At 68.6% G+C, this 16,769-nt stretch carries 18 protein-coding genes and 1 pseudogene; 10 read left to right on the forward strand and 9 right to left on the reverse strand.

Features of this window, described 5'->3' with window-relative positions:
* The first annotated feature begins 43 nt into the window (after window positions 1-43).
* The 8 genes and pseudogenes from FXF68_RS35955 (at window position 44) to FXF68_RS44860 (ending at window position 6,519) form a co-directional block, all read left to right on the forward strand.
* Window positions 44-589: a 2Fe-2S iron-sulfur cluster-binding protein gene (locus FXF68_RS35955; protein ID WP_148767294.1), complete on the forward strand. Its 546-nt coding sequence runs from the start codon at window positions 44-46 to the stop codon at window positions 587-589.
* Window positions 586-1,569, forward strand: coding sequence for an FAD binding domain-containing protein (locus FXF68_RS35960; RefSeq protein WP_148767295.1), 984 nt, complete (start codon window positions 586-588; stop codon window positions 1,567-1,569). The genes FXF68_RS35955 and FXF68_RS35960 overlap by 4 nt, the downstream gene beginning before the upstream one ends.
* Window positions 1,569-3,668 carry a xanthine dehydrogenase family protein molybdopterin-binding subunit gene (locus FXF68_RS35965; RefSeq protein WP_148767296.1) on the forward strand — a complete coding sequence of 700 codons (2,100 nt, stop codon included), beginning with the start codon at window positions 1,569-1,571 and terminating at the stop codon, window positions 3,666-3,668. Before FXF68_RS35960 ends, FXF68_RS35965 begins: the two co-directional genes overlap by 1 nt.
* The gene (locus FXF68_RS35970) at window positions 3,665-4,387 is read left to right on the forward strand and encodes an XdhC family protein (protein ID WP_148767297.1); all 723 of its coding nucleotides are present in this window, start codon (window positions 3,665-3,667) and stop codon (window positions 4,385-4,387) included. Before FXF68_RS35965 ends, FXF68_RS35970 begins: the two co-directional genes overlap by 4 nt.
* Window positions 4,387-5,352 (forward strand): AraC family transcriptional regulator, encoded by a 966-nt coding sequence (locus FXF68_RS35975; protein ID WP_148767341.1) that lies wholly within the window; start codon window positions 4,387-4,389, stop codon window positions 5,350-5,352. Before FXF68_RS35970 ends, FXF68_RS35975 begins: the two co-directional genes overlap by 1 nt.
* A 183-nt stretch (window positions 5,353-5,535) precedes the next feature.
* Window positions 5,536-5,658: pseudogene (locus FXF68_RS44855) on the forward strand (tyrosine-type recombinase/integrase); the annotation flags it as partial.
* A gap of 222 nt (window positions 5,659-5,880) precedes the next feature.
* Window positions 5,881-6,084, forward strand: coding sequence for a site-specific integrase (locus tag FXF68_RS44260; RefSeq protein ID WP_246179123.1), 204 nt, complete (start codon window positions 5,881-5,883; stop codon window positions 6,082-6,084).
* Window positions 6,085-6,237: 153 nt separating this feature from the next.
* Window positions 6,238-6,519: a tyrosine-type recombinase/integrase gene (locus FXF68_RS44860; RefSeq protein ID WP_222870248.1), complete on the forward strand. Its 282-nt coding sequence runs from the start codon at window positions 6,238-6,240 to the stop codon at window positions 6,517-6,519.
* 266 nt (window positions 6,520-6,785) lie between these two features.
* Here FXF68_RS44860 and FXF68_RS35990 read toward each other — a convergent pair whose 3' ends face one another.
* Together FXF68_RS35990 and FXF68_RS42795 are read right to left on the reverse strand one after the other, a co-directional pair.
* Window positions 6,786-7,133 (reverse strand): hypothetical protein, encoded by a 348-nt coding sequence (locus tag FXF68_RS35990; protein ID WP_148767298.1) that lies wholly within the window; start codon window positions 7,131-7,133, stop codon window positions 6,786-6,788.
* A gap of 518 nt (window positions 7,134-7,651) precedes the next feature.
* Window positions 7,652-7,825 carry a hypothetical protein gene (locus FXF68_RS42795; protein WP_187438278.1) on the reverse strand — a complete coding sequence of 58 codons (174 nt, stop codon included), beginning with the start codon at window positions 7,823-7,825 and terminating at the stop codon, window positions 7,652-7,654.
* A 754-nt stretch (window positions 7,826-8,579) separates the two neighbouring features.
* Here FXF68_RS42795 and FXF68_RS35995 point away from each other — a divergent pair.
* Window positions 8,580-8,834, forward strand: a complete 255-nt coding sequence (locus FXF68_RS35995) for a hypothetical protein (protein ID WP_187438279.1) — start codon at window positions 8,580-8,582, stop codon at window positions 8,832-8,834.
* Between the two features lie 41 nt (window positions 8,835-8,875).
* A complete protein-coding gene (locus FXF68_RS36000; protein WP_148767300.1) occupies window positions 8,876-9,286 on the forward strand; it encodes a hypothetical protein in 411 nt (136 codons plus the stop codon).
* Window positions 9,287-9,847: 561 nt separating this feature from the next.
* On the opposite strand, the gene FXF68_RS42800 is transcribed toward FXF68_RS36000, so the two are convergent.
* The 7 genes from FXF68_RS42800 to FXF68_RS36025 form a co-directional block, all read right to left on the reverse strand.
* On the reverse strand, window positions 9,848-10,015 hold the full coding sequence (locus tag FXF68_RS42800; RefSeq protein ID WP_187438280.1) for a hypothetical protein: 168 nt from the start codon (window positions 10,013-10,015) through the stop codon (window positions 9,848-9,850).
* Window positions 10,016-10,166: 151 nt separating this feature from the next.
* Window positions 10,167-14,003 carry a tetratricopeptide repeat protein gene (locus tag FXF68_RS36005; RefSeq protein WP_187438281.1) on the reverse strand — a complete coding sequence of 1,279 codons (3,837 nt, stop codon included), beginning with the start codon at window positions 14,001-14,003 and terminating at the stop codon, window positions 10,167-10,169.
* A gap of 226 nt (window positions 14,004-14,229) precedes the next feature.
* Complete coding sequence (locus FXF68_RS36010) at window positions 14,230-14,703, reverse strand: hypothetical protein (RefSeq protein WP_148767302.1); 474 nt, start codon at window positions 14,701-14,703, stop codon at window positions 14,230-14,232.
* 231 nt (window positions 14,704-14,934) lie between these two features.
* Complete coding sequence (locus FXF68_RS36015) at window positions 14,935-15,498, reverse strand: ATP-binding protein (protein ID WP_342787227.1); 564 nt, start codon at window positions 15,496-15,498, stop codon at window positions 14,935-14,937.
* Entirely contained in the window at window positions 15,495-15,638 is a 144-nt protein-coding gene (locus FXF68_RS42805; RefSeq protein WP_187438282.1) for a hypothetical protein, read from the reverse strand. Before FXF68_RS42805 ends, FXF68_RS36015 begins: the two co-directional genes overlap by 4 nt.
* Before the next feature lie 8 nt (window positions 15,639-15,646).
* On the reverse strand, window positions 15,647-15,892 hold the full coding sequence (locus FXF68_RS36020; protein ID WP_148767303.1) for an STAS domain-containing protein: 246 nt from the start codon (window positions 15,890-15,892) through the stop codon (window positions 15,647-15,649).
* A 6-nt stretch (window positions 15,893-15,898) separates the two neighbouring features.
* Entirely contained in the window at window positions 15,899-16,570 is a 672-nt protein-coding gene (locus FXF68_RS36025; RefSeq protein WP_148767344.1) for an STAS domain-containing protein, read from the reverse strand.
* Window positions 16,571-16,769: the final 199 nt, after the last annotated feature.

Consider the following 16,769-nt stretch of genomic DNA (forward strand, 5'->3'; position numbering starts at 1 on the left):
TTTAGGCGAGGATTCTGATCGTTCGGATGGTTACATGGGCCGCATGAGAGACGGCTCGCGGAGTTCGCTGACCCTTTGTGTGAATGGCGGGGAACGGTCGTTGGAGGTGGACAATCGTCGGACGCTGCTCGACGCGCTCCGCTGGGACCTCGGTCTCATCGGTCCGAAGAAGGGCTGCGACCATGGCCAGTGCGGCGCGTGCACCGTCCTGGTGGACGGGCGCCGGGTGGTCTCCTGCCTGACCCTGGCCGTCGCGGCCGAGGGGTCCGCCGTCACGACCGTGGAGGGCCTGGCCGAAGGCGACGACCTCACCCCGCTGCAGGAGCGGTTCGTGCGGCTCGACGCTTTCCAGTGCGGCTTCTGCACCTCGGGGCAGCTCTGCTCGGCCGTCGCCGTCTTGGCCGAGCACGCCGCGGGCTGGCCCAGTGCGGCGACCGAGGACGTCTCGCCCGATGCTCCGCCGCGGGACCTGGACGCCGCCGAGGTGCGCGAGCGGATGAGCGGGAACCTGTGCCGGTGCGGGGCCTATCCCTCGATCGTCCGGGCGATCCTGGAGACCGACGCCGAGGCGAAGGAAACGGCACGATGAGGGAGTTCGCCTATGTTCGCGCCACCGATCTCAGCGACGCACTCCGCCTCGGCGAGGGCGCCCGCTTCCTCGGCGGCGGCACCAACCTGGTCGATCTGATGAAGAGCGGCGTCGAATCCCCGGCGCGCCTGGTCGACATCCGGTTCCTGCCGTTCGCGGGGATCTCCGCGACCCCGGACGGCGGGCTCCTCATCGGCGCCACCACGACCAACAGCGACATCGCCGCGGACCCGAAGATCCGCCGCGGCTATCCCGCCTTGTCGCAGGCGATCCTCGCGGGAGCGTCGGGCCAGCTGCGCAACATGGCGACGGCCGGTGGCAACCTCCTCCAGCGCACCCGCTGCACCTACTTCGCCGACCCGTCCGAGCCCTGCAACCGGCGGGTCCCCGGCAGCGGCTGCCCGGCGATCGAGGGGCAGCACCACAACCACGCGATCCTCGGCTGGTCGGACGCCTGCGCGGCGACCCACCCCTCCGACATGGCCGTCCCGCTGGCCGCCTTCGACGCCGAGGTCCGCTTCGAAGGTCCCGCCGGGCCGGGCCGGATCGCGCTGGCCGACTTCTACCGTTCCGTCGGCGACACCCCCCATGAGGAGACCGCGCTGCCGCCGGGAGCGCTGATCACCGGAATCGCGCTCCCGCCGGTCGCGGCCGGGCCGACGTCCCGTTACCGCAAGGTTCGCGAGCGCGCCTCCTACGCCTTCGCCACCGTCTCGGTCGCCGGGGCGCTCGACCTTCGCGACGGGCGGATCGAGGACGTGCGGCTCGCGCTCGGCGGAGTGGCGTCGCGGCCGTGGCGTGCGCACGCCGCCGAGGAACTTCTGCGCGGCGAGGCGGCCGCCCCGGCCCTGTTCCGGGCCGCCGCCGAACGCGAACTGTCCGCGGCGCGGCCGCTCCGCGACAACGGCTACAAGGTGCCCCTCGCCCGAAACCTCATCGAGGCCGTCCTCAATGATCTGCTTGCGAAGGGGGATCACTGATGGAGGACCACGAGACCACGCCACCGCGCGGCGCCATCGGCGTGGCGCGACCGAGGGCCGAGGGGCCCGGCAAGGTGTCCGGCCGGGTCCGGTACGCGGCCGACGAACCCCTGGAGAACCTCGCGTTCGGCCATCTCGTGACGGCACCGGTGACCCGCGGCCGGATCACGCGGCTCGACGCCGCCGCGGTGCGGGACATGCCCGGCGTTCTCGCCGTCATCGACCACACCAACGCGCCCCGGCTGAACCCCGAGGCCGGCTCGTTCTTCGGCCCGGACGGCACCCTCCAGCTTCTCCAGGAGGCCGACGTCCCCTTCGCCGGGCGGCCGGTCGCCCTGGTCGTCGCCGAGACCTGGGAGCAGGCGCGGCGGGCAGCCTCCGCCCTGCCCGTGGAGTACGCGATCGAACCGCACGACATCGCCTTCACCGCGGAGCACCCGGCCGCCCGTCCCGCCCTGGACCTGTTCGGCCCCGAGGCCGCCCTCGGCGACCCCGACGCCGGACTCGCCGCCTCGGCCGTCGTGGTCGACGAACGGTACCGGACCCCGGAGGAGCACTGCTCCGCCATGGAACCCCACTCGGCCACCGCCTGGTGGGACGGCAACGATCTGCACGCCAGCGACTCCAACCAAGGCCCCTGGATCGTCGCGGCGGCCCTCTCCGCGCTGTTCGGCCTCGATCAGCGGCGGGTCCACATCCGGGCCGAGCACGTCGGCGGTGGTTTCGGCTCCAAGGGACTGTGCGGCCCGCAGCTGATCCTCGCCGTCATGGGCGCGACTCTGACCGGCCGTCCCGTCCAGGTCACCCTGACCCGCGCCCAGGTGTTCCTGGCCACCGCGATGCGGCCGCCGACCGACCAGCGGGTCATGATCGGCGCCGACGCCGACGGCCGCTTCCAGGTGATCCGGCACGACGCGGCGTTTGCGGTCTCGCCGCTCGTGGAGTACATCGAGGGCTGCACCGAACCCACCAAGGCGCTCTACGCCGCCCCGGCCATCCACACGACCCTGACCGCGGTCCCCGTCGACACCGTCCCGCCCTACTCGATGCGCGCACCCGGCGCCGCCCCGGGCTCGTTCGCCTTGGAATGCGCCGTCGACGAGGTCGCGGAACGGCTCGGCATGGACCCCGTCGAACTGCGGTCGCGCAACGAGCCGTCCGCCGGGCCCGTGTCCGGACTGCCGTTCAGCAGCCGCGAGCTCACCGCATGCCTGCGGGAGGGCGCCCGCCGCTTCGGCTGGGCGGAGCGCGACCACCGGCCGCGGCTGCGACGGGAGGGGCCGCTGCTCACCGGTACCGGCGTCGCGGCGACCAGCTTCGGCGTGGGCGCGTTCCCGTCCTCGGCGTCGATCACCGCGGAGACCGACGGCACCTTCACCGTGAGCATCGGCGCCTCCGACATCGGCACCGGCGCCCGTACCGCTCTCGGCGCCGTCGCCGCCGACACGCTCGGCGTCGAGATCGACCGCATCAGGCTCCGGATCGCCGACAGCGACCTTGGCATGGCCTGGGGCGCCGGCGGATCCCGGGGGACGACGTCCTGGGCCTGGGCGATCACCGAGGCCGCCGGGCTCCTGCGCCGGGAGAAGATCGACGGGAGGAGGCCCGTGACCGTCACGGCCGACACCTCCCGGCTGCTCGGCGATCTCATGGGACTCGAACGGCACGCCTACAGTGCCGTCTTCGCCGAGGTCACGGTCGATCCGGCGACGGGCGAGATCCGGGTTCGGCGCCTGCTCGGGATGTTCGCGATCGGCCGCGTGGTCAACCCGCTGCTCGCCCGCAGCCAGGTGGTCGGCGGGATGATCGGCGGGCTGTCGATGGCCCTGCACGAGGAAGGCGTCCGCGACCCGCACACCGGACGCCAGGTCAACGCCGACTTCGCCGGTTACCACATCGCCGCGCACGCCGACGTCCCCGACATCGAGGCCGACTTCGTGCCCGACCACGAGCCCGGCATCCCCCTCGGGATCAAGGGGGCGGGCGAGATCGGCAACGTCGGCACCGCCGCGGCCATCGCCAACGCCGTCTGGCACGCCACCGGAGTCCGCCACCGGACACTGCCGCTCCGGCTCGACCGGGTACTGGAGAGCCGATGACGGCGGGGGATCCGCACATGCTGCGGGAGATCTGGCCGTTCGTGGACGCCGTGGTCCGCGACGGCGGGGACGTCGTCCTGGCCCGGCTGGTGGGCCGGGACGGTCCCGGCGCTCGGCCGCTCGGCGCTGTGTGCCCCCACCGCTGGAGCATCGGGCCAGACCCCGGTGATGCGGACCCTCTGACCTTCACCGAGTTCGTGCGACCGCGCCGCAGGCTCGTCCTCGTGGGCGCGACCGACCTCGCGGCGGCCCTCGCCGGTTTTGCGGGCACCCTGCACCGCGAAACCGTGATCGTCGATCCGCGGAAGCGGCACCTCTCGTCCGGCGCGTTCCCCTCCGACGCGGCACTCGTCCGGGCCTGGCCGGGCGAGTGGTTGGACACCCACCCGCTCGACCCCTGCGACGCGCTGGTCACCGTGAGCCATGATCAGCGCATCGATGACGACGCACTCCGGACGGCGCTGGCCGGGAAGGCGGGCTACGTGGCAGCACTCGGCAGCCGGGCCACCCACGCGGAGCGCCTCGAACGGCTCTCCGGGGCCATGGGGCTCGAGCGGCTGATCGGGCCGGTCGGCCTGGACCTGGGCGGGGTCACCAGCACCGAGACGGCACTGTCGATCCTGGCGGAGCTCGTCGCCGTGGACAACGGGCGCCAGGGCGGCCGGCTCCGCCGCGGGCGGCAGCCCATCCACGCGCTTTCGGGGTGTTCAATCGGATGATGGCCCTCGACGAACTGTGCAGCCTGATGGACCGGTATGCCCGCCCGGATCTGACGACCGCCATCGATGACGTCCTGATCTTCAAGGCCGACCGCCCCCAGCCGTCCCGGCCCGTCACCTACAGCCGGGTCTTCGCCCTGGTCGGCCAGGGCACCAAGCAGTTCGTGCTCGGGGACCGCGTTCTCGAGCACCGGCCCGGCCAGTACCTCGTGGTATCGCTCGGCCTCCCCGTGATGACCCGTTTCGTCAAGGCATCGCCCGGCCGTCCCGGGCTCGGCGTCGGCATCACACTGAACCCCTCGGAAATCGTGGAGACGCTCCTGCAGGCGCCGCCCGCGGTCCTCCCGGATCTCGGTGAGGCCGCCCCGCCCGGGCTCGCGGTCGGAGACGCGCCCCCGCCCCTGCTCGACGCCGTCCTCCGCCTGCTGCGCCTTCTCGACCACCCACAGGACATCGCCGTGCTGGCACCGCTGATCAAGCGCGAGATCCTCTGGCGCCTCATCACCGGGGAACAGGGCGCGATGCTCCGCCAGTTCGCCGCACCCGACAGCAACCTCAGCCACATCGCCCGAACCGTCCACTGGATCAGGGAGAACTACCGGCTCCCATTCCGCGTCGAGGACCTCGCCTGCGAGGCCGGCATGAGCATTTCCACCTTCCACCGCAACTTCCAGACGGTCACCGCCATGAGCCCGATCCAGTTCCAGAAACAGATCCGCCTCCACCAGGCCCGCCTTCTCCTCCTGGCCGACCCGACCGACATCGCCGGCATCAGCCGCCAAGTCGGCTACACCAGCCCCTCCCAATTCAGCCGCGAATACCGCCGCCACTTCGGCGAATCACCCACCCAAGACGCCCGCCGAATCCAAACCACCCCTCAACCGTCCGGCAGATCCGTAGGCCAGCGGCGTCCCCCCCTCCCGACCAGCCAGCCTGCAACGGCCCTCCACCAGGACCACCACTGATCCCTCGCGTGACAGCGGAGGGGCCGCCACCCCTCGGACCTACCGACCGACAAGGCCTGGGCGCGTGGCGGCTGCAGGAGGCGATCCCCGCGCGCGAGACCGCGCATGGCACGCTGCTCACCGACATCCTTGACGCCGTGCACCGCGGGGCCGTCCCGGCCGTGAAACCTGCGAGACCCCGTAATCGAGCCGAACCGCGAAGCGCAAACCTACGCACAGTACGAGATTCTCGCGCGCCTGTACGTCATCCCAGCACTAGGGCGAAAGCGCCTCGACCGGTTGACCGGTCGGGACGTCCAAGCGTGGGTGAACAAACTGCCCAAGACGTGCCAGTGCTGTGGGCAGGGCAAGGATTCCGCCAGGCCGAAACGGCACTTGGACCCGTGCAGGAGGCAAAGGTGCTGCGCGATCGGCCGGTGCTGCCGTGCCTATCCCAGCCGCCGCACGATCCAGGCCGCGCGCAACACGCTGCGTCCCGCGCTCACGCATGCCCAGACCGAGGAAATCCTCTCGCGCAACGTCGCTCGTATGGTGAAGCTGCCGACGATGCGCAAGCGGGTGTGCGGTAAGGCGTCCTGGAGTGTGGAGGCAGCGCACGCATTCCTCGAATCGGCCCAAAGTGGAAGTGACCCCCGGTATGCCGCGTGGGTGCTGATTTTTGTGATGGGGCTTCGCAAGGGCGAAGTTCTCAGTCTGCAACGGGAAGACATCGACATGGACGCGGGGGAGTGACCGTCAGCATGCAGCTTCAGCGCGTGCGCGGCCAGCTCCTATACAAGGAGCGAACAAAGGCCGAGGATTCGACCGGCGTCATGCCACTGACCGCCATCTGCATCACAGCGCTACGGCTCCGCGAGGAACGGCAGAAAGCCAAAAGTGCCGCGCGTGACGAGCCTTGGACCGGAAAGAGACTTGTTTTCACCACGCGGCCGGGACGCCCCTATCGAGCCGCGGAACGTCAATCGCAGCTTTGCCCACCGGTGCCAGCGCGCCGGCTTCCGTACCATTCGGGTGCACGATACGCGGCATACCTGCGGACGACTTCTAGCCGTGCTGGACGTCCATCCCCGGACGGCGATGCAGATTCTCCGACACAGCCAGATCAGCATCACGATGGAGGTCCACACGGAGGTATCAACGAGATCGGGGAGGCCCTGGAGTGTCTAGGGGACAGCCTCACCGGCGCTGACGGGAACCGGCCGGGGAGCAACGATCAGGACGTCTAGCTGTCTTCGCTGCTGTACAGACGGGAAAGGGCCGGGTCCGTGAGATCGGATCCGGCCTTTGACTTGCTGTCGTTCTCGCGCGGTCACCTGGTGTGGCTCCCCGATTGGCTCTTTACGCAGGTATCAACCAATCTCGCGTACGACGATTGACGTACTCCCAAGCGGGCTTGTACCCCACCCCGTTAGATTATGTCGCTGGTTCCTGTCTCACCTACGAGTCGATGAACGCGGCGACCGTCCTGGTCTGCCAGGTTGCCAGCTTGTTGGTGTGCCCCCCCCGGACGACTCGACGCCCACTGTCCAGACCCCGGTCGAGGCGGACGCGATCCTGCTGACCGGATAACGGGACTTGCCGCGCCACCGGCTGATTACCAGAAAGTCGCCTTTGCTCCCGCTCTCGCGGTAGATGTGTGTACCGCCGAACACTCCGGCCCGCACACCGCCCATCGTCCGCATCCTGATGGTCACCAGGTGGGCCCGGCACCAGATGCCGAGCGTGAGCACCGAGGCCAGCACGGCGTAAAGCCACCACGCGATTTGCTTGACGATGTTCATTTCCTGTTCTCCCTAAGGAGCGGATACCCGGTGTGATTGCCCGGACACCGCATCCTGTTGTCCTGTACGAGGCATCCGTCCCACGTGAACTGGACGGTTCCGAACTTGCGCGGGGGCGGGGCCCCGTAGCCTGACCCGACAGGTAGGCCGCACTTGACTGCCCGCATCGGCCCGTCGTGAGGCCCCGCGCGGGGTCCCCCCGAAGGCGGGAACCGGCCAGCGGCACGGGCATGACCAGCTCGGCCCCATGACTGTCCCGGCTGCCGCTCATCGAGCGGCCCGGATTAGCCGCGGTGCGGTTGCCGCGGGCACCGCCGCCACCATCACCTGATCAGTGAGCCTGCTTGCTCGCAAGTTCTGACCGTCCGTGCCCCGGCCACTCCGCACGGCAACTGGACACGCGATCGGGCGCATGATTTGTGGAACGAACCGGGGGAGGGGGAGAGATGGAAGGAGCGTCATGGCCAAGTGTGCCCTCCGGTTGGTCGTGGTGTCTGGACCCGTCCCTGAGCGGATCGCTAGGTCCAGGGCTCCTCGACATCTCCGGCGGCGGTCAGGCCGAAGCGGCGGAGCCGCTCAACGCCGTCGCGGTCACCCGCCTCCTGCCACAGAATGGCCAGATAGGGCAGCGCCTCGGTGTCCCCGACGTCGACGGCTTTGTCGGGCGAGCCGTTCAGAGCTCTGGCGGTCACCGGCCTTCTCCCGCAGCCGCGGTGCGCTCGCAGCGCCGCCAGCCTGACGACGACCTTCGGCCAGGAGGTTCAGCGCGGCGAGGACCACTTCCCCCGAGCTGGCGTCGGACCTTGCGCAGTCGCCTAGGCGCGCCATGGCGTCGCCGTGCCGGGCCAGCGGGAGGACGGCCACCAGCTCCCGCAGTCCGGCGAGGTTGCGGGAGTTCGCCCGAGGGAGGCGACGCGCTGTTCCTTCTCCTCGGGGCTCTCGGCGTAGTGCGCCCCAGTGGTGGGCGGGGTGACGGTGGGCACCTCGTCCAGGACGGCGCGCAGGTCCTCCAGGTCGTCCCTGTCGTAGCTGGTACCCGCGAGGCACCTGCCACCGGTGGTTACCGACCAGGATGCGGCCGGTGTTCTGCTGAACCACCAGCGCGCCGTACCAGCCGTTGGCGTCCATGCTGTCGGCGATGTCCTCAACGCTGCCACGCCGAGGGTTGTCGGGGTGGTGGTAGCCGGTCCAGCGGGACCACTTCGTAGCGCTGCATCGGGTCGGGCATCTCTCCGTAACTGAGGGTTACCAAAATTTTGGGCGAAACCGTGACACAGATGGGCGGCCCTAGCCGCCGGGCCAGCGCTGGGTGGCCCGGGGGGCAGGCCCCCACGCCTTGGTGAGAAGAAACGGGGCCAGTAAAATGTGATTTGCGGGCTTTACCTGCAACTCGGCAACTTGTTTGACGTCTAATAGAAAAGTTCGCCGTAGGGAGGCGTGATCTCCGTGAAGATCCAACTCCTGAACTGTCTTATAGCCGGGGCCGGTGTCGGACTCCTGTTCGGATGGATCTCCCGCTCTTATGTGTTGCCGCTGGCCATAGCCGAGTGTTTCGGGGCGAGCATTGCCTATTTTCAGGATGCCCGAAAAGTCGAGAAGGATGGTGGTGGACTCCCGAAGAACTTTTCGGTCGCCTTCGGGCTCTCATTACTCGTGCTGGGCGTGATCGGGATCGCCCTCCTGGCTCAAACTACATCCTAGGAATCGAAGGATCCGACCAGGGAGACTCTATGATTCGGCAGATGGCCGTGACTGAGTTCGAGAACGTCCTGAAGAGTATGCTTCTAGAAGAACGACGCAACGTCATTCATATCAACTTTACGAAGGGTGACACTGTCCCCATTCAGTTACTTGCGCGTCGAACAGGTTTGCGGCATATCTTCAGAGGTGCCGTGTTCAACTTCACCTATGCCACCTGCCCGTACTGTGCAATGGAACCAGCGATCAGATGGCTGGGGAACGAGGAACCTTTTCGGGGGATCGAAGAGGCATATCTTGCAGCCATCAAATCCGGCGAAGCCCCCTACCTTGTGATCAACGCAGGTCGCCGCAGTTGGGGAGGCCTTTGGTACCGCTTCTCCGGTGGGGCCTACACGTCGCTTGCACCACCCCCTCGGCTCATCTGTCCCAGACACGTCCCCGACTCTTCGTGACCAATCCCAGGGCTGGATTCCCAAGCGCGCAGCACGGCCAGGGCGTAGTGTTGGCCCGCCACCGTCCCGGCCAGGCGTCCCGGCCTGTCCCCAGGTGTCCTACCCGTCCCGGCTGGGACAGATGGGGGTTCGGGGCTACGGCCAGTCCGGGACGGCGACGGGACACTGAGGATGCGAGTGATGATCCAGGCGGCGACTTCGAGGTCGGTCCAGCCGCCCCAGCCTGATCCGGGGGGCTTGGTCTTGAGCCGGTCGGGGGCGTCGCGGACGAACGCCTCGACGCGTCCGTCAGGGTGTCCGACGGCGGCGGGCGCGGTCTGACGACCAGGTCGTCGACCTTGGTCCAGGGCTGCCAGGCGCCGTTGAGGCGGATCCGTTCCCACAGGCGTCCGTCCGTGCCGCGGCCGTAGACATGCGCGTTCCCGGCGGCATACGTGACGGCGGGGTCGCCGACCCGGAGCGCAGCGCTGGCTAGGGCCCAAGTACCGGAAGCGGCGCGGCGAGTCGAGGCGCCTCGACCGGCGCGGACAGCCTCGGCTAGCACTGCCGGACGTTCCTGGATTAGCGGGTGCCAGACCCGCCGTCGGGCAGTTCGGCGCGGATCGCCTCCCAACACGCCCGCGTCTTGCCCGCCGAAGAGTCCCCGACCACCACCATGCGGCTGCCGTGCGCCGCACCCGCGACGGCGGCGCGCAACCGGTCGTCGAACGCTGGGCGCTGCAGGGCCACTGGCAGCACCGGCACCGGCACCGGCCGGGACGTGGTCCTCGTTTTCGCCGGGCCGAGGGAACGCCTGGTGCACCTCCAACGCCCGCGCATCCTGCTCGCCCAGCCCACCGCCGCTCGGCCACGTTCTGCTCGTCAAGAGTTGCGCGCAGAGCTATGGCGAACTGCTTCCTCTGTCGAGTGCCGTCAGGAGGTGGTCGATCTCGGCGGACGAGAGGATTTCAGCGAGCATACGCCGGAACTCGTCCCGGCCTAGGGAGACGCGCAGTGACCGGGGCAGTTTCAAAGCTTGGTCAAACAGGGGTGTACCCGGAGACGTGGCCGCCAGCCCGTGCACCGTATAGACAATTGCGCCCGATATGTCCTGGTTGACGGTGCAGAAAGAGACGACAGCATGGCACGCCTCGGCCAGCTCATCGGGGCTGCCGATCCGTTTGTGTAGTTCGACGAGCAGTTGAGCCCATGCCTGACCTGCGTGATAGTCCTCGCGCCGTACCGCGAGGCGGATGAGCGCGTCGTACAGTCCCGCGGCCATGGGCATGCCGAGTTCGTGGGCGAGCGTTGCGGCCTCGGTGAACCAACGTTCGGCGGATGCGTAATTGTGCGTCGCACGCGCGACGTCGCCGAGGTTGGCATACGTCAGGGCGACGCCCTCAGGGTGGCCGAGTTCGTCGAAGATTCGCAGTGCGCGGTGCAGTAGGTCGCGTGCCGTCGAATGGTTACCCCGTGCGCTGGCTATCAGGGCCAGCTCACCGATACCGCGCGCGTAGGCCAACCGGTTGCCCGTCGTGGCCTTCAGCTCCATCGACTGGCGGCACCATTGCTCGGCTGCGGAGAGGTCCCCTCGCAGGCGGGCGATGATGCCCAGTTCCCCGAGCGCGTTTGCGAGCAGCCCCCGATCCTCGACCTGTTCGGCGAGGGGAACGCTCTTGCCGAACCACTCTTCGGCTTGGGCGTAATCACCTCGGTCGATGGCGACGATGCCAAGGGAGTTGTAGACGTTGGCGCGGTCGCGCTCCCGGCCGGGTTCGGTGAACCGAGTCAGCGCTTGCTGGAAGAGCTCTTCGGCCTGCACCCAGTCGGCCCGGGCGTGCGCGATCATGCCGAGTTCCTGGTAGTCCGATCCCTGCCGATACTGGTCACCTTGGGCCTCGTTGATCGTGAGCGCCTCCCGGTATCGGGCTTCGGCGGTCGCGAGGTCGCCACGGTCGAAGGCGATGACGCCAATTCTCGCGTGCAGGGACGCGGCGATCGTGCTGTGCTCTGGGACTTCGGAGAGTGTGTCTCGGCAGACGCGCTCTTCCCAGTCCCACATGCCCCAGGCGTGTAGTCGAGTGAGCGCGCCCTCGATCATGTCCTCTGCCGGTTCACCGAGCATGATCTGGTGGTGGGCCGCCTCCAACTGATTAATGACGCGATCGCGGTTGTCGAGGGAGAACCGCAGCGCGTCCATCAGCGGGAGAATGCGGATGCAGTAGTCCGTCGCTGCTCGCCGGTGGGCGTCAGTGAGTTCATCCGAGGTGACCAACTGCGCAATCGCCGCTGCGGTCCAGCGATGCACGTAGTACGCGACAGGAGTGCCATCGGTGCCTGGGAGAGGTGTCAGCAGTCCGAGATCCAGCAGAGTGGCCAGCGCCCGCTCGAAGGCGTCGGGCGCCGGGGACGGGCGGCGCAGACGTTCAAAATGCTCGTAGAGCTCCTCTAGATCAGGCAGCAGGCCATCCTTGTTCTCCGGAGGGGCCGAGCCTAACTCCCGCCAGTTCGGTAAGGCCTCGCTCACCCGCCGGGCCAAGTCCGCGGAGCGCTTTTCCTCCAGCGGATCTACCGTCGTGCCCTGTTCTTCGCTGACCTGCCGCAACAGCCCGGTCTCGTCCACGGGCTGCCGGTACACCGACGCGCCGATGAGGAGCCGCCGGGCGTACGGTACGGAGTCCAGGCAGGCCAGCAGGTCGGTGAGCAGTATGTCGGCCGCGGCGATGTCGACGGCCTCCGCGAGTCGGCGGTCGAATTCGGTGGCGTTGGCCGGTCGGGCGCGCGGGTCGGGCACATCGTGCTCACGGATGATCGCTTCGAGGCGATCGGCCACGCCGGTGAAACGAGCATTTCCGGCGCGTAGGAGCGCGTCGAGGTATTCCAGCGCCCGGGGATGGCCACCGACATCGGCGATCGCCCGGCGCTGCTCGTCTACGCTCAGCGCGTCCAGCGCGGGCAACCGCCATACCAGTTTGCGGCACTCGGCTGACGACAGTGGTCCAAGGTGGTGATATTGCCAGAACCGGGCGTCCCCGGGAACCGCGAACGAGTATCGGCTGGTGAGAATCAGGTACACGTTGGTCAGAGTCGGCCACTCGGCGAGCAGGTCGACGAGCGAGCCATCGCCGATCATATGGTCTGGACCGCCGTCCACGTGGACGAGGTTGTCGTCGAAATCATCAAGGACAAGGGTGACGGAGACGGTGGCCAGCAGCCGCTCACCGACCACGGCCAGCCGGTCCTGCCAGGACCGGTGGCCGTCGCGCAACACCTCGACCAGTCCGCGCCGGTCGTCGTCCATGGCGATGTCATGCGTGGCACACCAGGAAGCGAGCCGGTCGGCGAACGCGAGCAGGATTTGGTCGGCGTTCGTCGCGCCGCTGAGTGAGATGACAATGCCCGCGCGGTCGTCGAGCCCCAGGACGACGTGCCCGGCCAAAGTGCTCTTACCGACCCCGCCCAGACCGTGGATGACGACAGCAGGCGTGCCGAACCGCAGTGTCCGCAGCAACTGGCGCAGTTCAGCGCGCCGCCCGACGAAGTGCTCAGCGCCCCGTACGGTGATGCTGGCAGTGAGCGCCGACAGCGGAAGCTCGCGAACCGGTTCGGCGTCCGCATCTGGGTCGAACAGAACTTCCGGCGATCCCTGGTGGAATAGGACAGGGGTCGCCCACTCGCTCAGCGCCGCGCGGGGGTCGGCGTCGGTTCGGGCCGCACGGTCACGCTCCACGATCCGCCGCGCCTCGGACAGCGCGGCCAGCGCATCGCCAGCGCTCTGCCCAGCCAATTCGGCGTAGAAGGCCGACAGCAGTTCCGTTGCGTACGGGTCGCTCACCGTATTTGTCATCGCCAGCACGGCGGACACCCCTTCGGCGAGGAGGGTTTGAGCCATACCGCGCCACTCGGCCCCCGTAGATTCGCCAACCACCGGAGCTGCCGTCGAGCAGGCGGCGAGCACGATCAGCGGAACCGGGCGGTCTGGTACCAGAACCTGGGTGACGAACTCGGTGGCGTCCATACGATCCGGGCCACCGTCGCCGGACTCCAGCAACAAGCTCCCGGCCGCCCCATGGCAGGTAATGTGCAGGACGTGGAACCGCTCATCCAGCAGGGCCTTTCGGATCGCGGCTCTGCTTCCCCAGTTCAACACCCGGACATGACTTCCACCCCCAACACTGTCCGCACTCCGGATCGCCTCAACGGAATCGAGGATGCGGGACAGTTCGGTCTCGTAGTCGAGTAGCGCGCCACCACCGTGATCGGGGCTGGCGATGGCGACGAGAACGCGCAACGGCGGAGGGATGAGCGTCGGCGGCGTAGCTTCTTGCACCGCCGCTGCGCGGTACAACTCGACCGCAGCAGTGAGCACCAGCGGCGTGTCCTGGCCGGGGAGTGTGATCGCCTCCCAGGGCAAGCCGGCCAACTCCCCATCAATCTCCAGGCTGATCCGGAGAGGCTCGCCGGCGCCCGTCGCGTTGGCCAGCGCTTCAGCCACGGCTTGTGCGATTTCCGGTCCAAGGAAGTGCCGCCCAAGTTCTCCGCCCACGGCCCGCAGGGCGGAACTCAGCCGAGCGCCGAGCGCACCAGGGCTTCCCGCCGACGCCTCGGAGATGTCTGCGCTGGTCACTCTCCCCGCCTTGGCCCGTTCTAGCCGCCATAGGAGGTGGTGCAATTCTGGGGATGGTTCGTCGTGGGCATACGACAAGGCGCAGCCGTCGCGATAGTCCAGGACCGTCACGCCCCGACTGATTCTCAGAGAGATAGAATTCTGGATCAACATCGCCAGCTCGCCCCGATCTAATAAACTCATGCTTTATGGCCACTGAACAGCCCGACGGGGACGAGGGAAACACGCAGACGACAGAATCACAGAAGCCTGAGCCCCGTCCACGGCGGCCGGTGATTCTCCCCTACGAGCCCGACCAGCAGACCAGGGAGGAAAAGCCGGACGGTCGTGCGGGTTCCTAGATCAGGACTGCCATCCAAGCGACCACCTGGAGCCCCACGAGGAGACAGACCAGCCGGAACCACAGGTACAGGCGGCTCATCGTGCGGGCATTATTGCGCCGTGCAGCCTCCGCCCATGCCGCCAAGTTGCGAGTAACGTCCGCTGGTTCGGCCTCGCCGGCGTCCACACGCGCGATGAGAAGATCGAGCTTGAACGTGAACTCCCAGTTGCGGCGAGGTACTGCGACGGTCACCGCGAGCACGACGCTTGCCGCAAACAGGGCCAGTGCCGCGATCATGAACCCGACCGCCCGGTCACTGGTATGAGCGGCGGGGAGGCGTGCCCCGAACAAGCCGGCGACTAGCGCGGCGACGGACAGCATGGCGACAGCGCGGGTCCGGAGCAGGTCAAGGTCCGCGCTCTGCTGGCCTAGTTGCTGCCGAGCCTGCTCCCAGAGCAGTGCAGCCGCGTCGGCATTCGGGTCGTCCATGACGATCGATTCTGGTCGATAGGAGGTCTGCTCGCCTACGGAACCGTCCGGGCAACCGATACGTTCATCCGCTATCAGATCCCGGGGCGTAATCCTCCCGCGTGTGCTCCAACAGCACACCCCGACCGCCCCGCAGACCACGTCACCGGCGATATCCGGTGCCCGTGTGGTGAGGTTGCGGGCGGGTGCGCAGATCGCTGCGGTCCCGGATCGGCACCGCCTGCCCGGCGGTCATCCGCATGCGTTTCCCCATCGCGAGCCGGTGGCGCCGCTGTAACCCGCGTTGGAGTCGTGGGGGACGGTGCCGCGGCTTGGACGGCCGGAATGTGCCCACGAGGTGATGATGACGGTGGTGCCCGAGCCGAGGGTGGTTCGCAGATCGAACTCTTCGACCAGGCGGCGGGCCCCGCTTAGACCGAGCCCGAGTCCGCCGCTCGCGGTGTAGCCGTCGGTCATCGCTTGCGTTGCGTCGGCGATGCCGGGTCCTTGATCGGTGAACACCAGCCGTATGCCGCGCTCCCCGGTGTCTGCGCCGGGCCGGTGCAGCTCGATGATCTCGACCTGGCCGCCGCCTCCATGGACGAGGGTGTTGCGGGCCAGTTCGCTGGCCGCTGTCATGAACTTGGTCTGTTCGATCAGCGACATGCCAGACCGGACGGAACATTCACGCACGGCCCGGCGCAGCCGGATGAGGTCGGGGTCTTCCCGTATCTGCCGGACAGTGCGAGCCTGCGCGTCGGCCCGTTCGGCCGTCGAGCCGGCAGCGTCGTCCCGGCCGGGATCCGGGCTGGTCAAGCCGGGTCCTGCGACGCGGCCTCGGCGGAGCGTGGCGGCGGGATGGAACCGAGGGCCAGGATCTGCAGGGCGTGGGACAGTGACCGGGCGGTGGCGAGTCCGGCAAGGTCCAAGCCCATCTCCGCCAGGATCACGGCCATCGCCGGACTCATCCCGCCACCACCATGCGTGCCGAGAGCAGCCGCAGTGCCTGCGCCGTCTCGGTCAGCACCCGCGACACGTAGGAGTCGAACACCTGGAATCCGGAGACGTCGATGACCACAACGCGAGCCCTTCGTGCGGTCACCTGTGCCAGGAGTTCTTCGCGCAGCGCGCCGACCACGTGGTCGGTTACCTCTCTTTGGACGCCAGCCAGGACTACCCGTCCGAGCGGCATGACTGGAACGCCCTCCATCGGCCCTCACCGGGTCCCGGAGACGCCCAAGCGGGCGAGGGCCCACCCCAGCGCGTCGGCCGGCGACGCCTCGGCGCGGACCTTGCCCAGGTCGATGCCGAGCGCGGCGATAATCTGGGCGATCTGCGGGCGGATCCCGCTGATCACGCACGTCCCGCCCATCAGCCGCACCGCCGTGGCCGTGCGCATCAGAGGCTGGGCGACCACCGTGTCGACCATCGTGACGCCGGGGATGCCCAGGATCGCGACACCGGCGCGTGCGGCCTCGGCCATCGCCAGCCGATGCGTGCCTATTAGTTCGGCGGCGGTCACCGCCTTGTCAGCGCCGTTCGGGCTGTGCTGCCCGGCGTGCGCTCCAGTGGCGCCGAACCGGTGACGCGCTGGCGTGACCACCGGCTCGCGAAGCTCGGCGACCTCCATGTGCACCTGCTCGGCCGGGGTACCGGACGCCGTGCGCACCGTGACGATCCGCGCCAGGTCCTGGCGCACCCGGTCGAACCCCGGTGCGGCCGGATCGGCGCACCGGCCCGCCGCGGCGAGGTCGGCCGAGGACTCGACCAACCGGTCAGTGGCCGAGACAGCCTGGTCGCGGCTGTCGGCGAAGACCGTCCGGAACAGCGTCGCATCCGCCCACCGCTGAGCCAGTTGTTCCCGCCGCGCCCGCAGGATTTCAGCCACCGCCGCCCCGGCGGGGTCCGAAGCGTCCGTGGCGCCGACCGCGTGGGGGCACCCACGACCGCATCGAACGGGGGAGAGGTGGGCCCAGCGGACATCGCGACACCGTCCTTCACGGGGTACCTTTCTTGCGGGCGTCACTGTGCCGAGCGGCGATCGAGAGATACGGGTGCCTTGGGGCGGGCAAGGGAAGGTCCCAGCG

The sequence above is a fragment of the Actinomadura decatromicini genome, assembly GCF_008121305.1.
GTDB classification, from domain to species: Bacteria; Actinomycetota; Actinomycetes; order Streptosporangiales; family Streptosporangiaceae; genus Spirillospora; species Spirillospora syzygii.